Annotated in this window: 1 protein-coding gene; it reads left to right on the forward strand. The window is 73.8% G+C overall.

What is annotated here, in order from left to right; all coding sequences use genetic code 11:
• Positions 1-151 precede the first annotated feature (151 nt).
• The coding region (locus ABZ078_RS44340; protein ID WP_356584376.1) for a cation-translocating P-type ATPase at positions 152-2,126 on the forward strand (1,975 nt) is incomplete at its 3' end.

Genomic DNA, 2,126 nt, shown 5'->3' on the forward strand with positions numbered 1-2,126 from the left:
AACAGCATTCACTTCACCGGCGGTGCCCTCAAAGCAGTCGGCGAGCCGCCGCCGAGCAGCTGCTCGCCGCGACCGGCGAGGCGGTAGATCTGTGCCCCACCTACGGCACCTCGGCGGCGCCGTCGGCCCCGAAGAACGACGGAGACGACCGATGAGCGACGCCTGCGGCTGCGGCGACGAGAAGAACACCGTCGAAGGTGAGGAGGAGCGCGAACCGGAGAAGCTGTGGGAGGTCAGCGAACTGCGCGCCGCCGCCGTGGCCGGCGTCCTGCTGCTGGCCGGGCTGATAACCGGCTGGACCGGCGCCTCCGACACCGTGGTGACGGCGCTGAACGCGCTCGCCCTCGTGGTCGGCGCCTGGACCTTCGTCCCCTCCACCCTGCGCCGCCTGGCCAAGGGCAAGATCGGCGTCGGCACGCTGATGACGATCGCCGCCGTCGGCGCGGTCATCCTCGGCGAGGTCGGCGAGGCCGCCATGCTGGCCTTCCTGTACTCCATCAGCGAGGGCCTGGAGGAGTACTCCCTGGCCCGCACCCGGCGCGGCCTGCGCGCCCTTTTGAACCTGGTGCCCGAGCAGGCGACCGTGCTGCGCGACGGCGCCGAGCAGACCATCGCCCCGGCCGAGCTGCGCCTCGGCGACACCATGGTGGTCCGGCCCGGCGAGCGGATCGCCACCGACGGCACCATCCGCACCGGCCGCACCGCGCTGGACGTCTCCGCCATCACCGGCGAGTCCGTCCCCGTCGAGGCGGGGCCGGGCAGTGAGGTGTACGCGGGCGCGATCAACGGCACCGGCGTGCTCGAGGTCGAGGTCACCAGCACGGCCGAGGACAACTCCCTGGCCCGGATCGTGAAGATCGTGGAGGCCGAGCAGGCCCGCAAGGGCGCCAGCCAGCGCCTCGCCGACAAGATCGCCAAACCGCTGGTGCCCGGCATCATGGTCGCCGCCGCCCTGATCGCCCTGGCCGGCTCCCTGCTGGGCGACCCCGCAACGTGGATCGAGCGGGCCCTGGTCGTCCTGGTCGCCGCCTCCCCGTGTGCGCTGGCGATCTCCGTGCCCGTCACCGCGGTCGCCGCGGTCGGCGCGGCCAGCAAGCTCGGCGTCCTCGTCAAGGGCGGCGCCGCCCTGGAGGCCCTCGGCGCCGTACGCACCGTCGCGCTGGACAAGACCGGCACGCTCACCCGCAACCAGCCCACCGTGGTCCAGGTCGCCACCCCGGAGGGCCGCAGCCGCGACACCGTGCTGGCCGTGGCCGCCGCCCTGGAGGCCCGCAGCGAACACCCCCTCGCCAAGGCCATCCTGGCGGCCGCGCCCGAGGTACCCACCGCCACGGAGGTCGAAGCGGTCACCGGCGCCGGCCTCACCGGCCGCCTTGACGGCCGCCCGGTCCGGCTCGGCCGGCCCGGCTGGATCGAGCCCGGCCCGCTGGCCGAGGACGTCACCGCCATGCAGAACGCGGGAGCGACGGCCGTCCTGATCGAGGACCACGGACAAGTGATCGGCGCCATCGCCGTGCGCGACGAACTGCGCCCGGAGGCCCGTGAGGTCATCGACCGCCTCCACGCCAGCGGGCTGACGGTGGCGATGCTCACCGGCGACAACGAGCGCACCGCCAAGGCGCTGGCCGCCGAGGCCGGCATCGACACCGTCCACGCGGACCTGCGCCCCGAGGACAAGGCCCGCATCATCGGCGAACTCCGTACCACCCGCTCCACCGCGATGGTCGGCGACGGCGTCAACGACGCCCCTGCCCTGGCCACCGCCGACCTGGGCATCGCCATGGGGGCCATGGGCACCGACGTCGCCATCGAGACCGCCGATGTCGCATTGATGGGCGAGGACCTGCGCCACCTCCCGCAGGCCCTGGACCACGCTCGCCGGGCGCGGCGCATCATGCTGCAGAACGTCGGCCTGTCCCTGGCGATCATCATCGGCCTGATGCCGCTCGCCCTGCTCGGCGTCCTCGGCCTCGCCGCCGTCGTCGCGGTCCACGAGATCGCCGAGATCGTCATCATCGGCAACGGCGTCCGCGCCGGGCGCACCAAGCCGCTGCCCCCGGCCCCCGCCCCGGTCCGCGAGCCCGAGGGCGGCGGCGTTGGTGTCCTTGTCGACCACGACCGGCAAC

This window comes from Streptomyces sp. NPDC006385 (genome assembly GCF_040612485.1).
Lineage (GTDB): Bacteria > Actinomycetota > Actinomycetes > Streptomycetales > Streptomycetaceae > Streptomyces.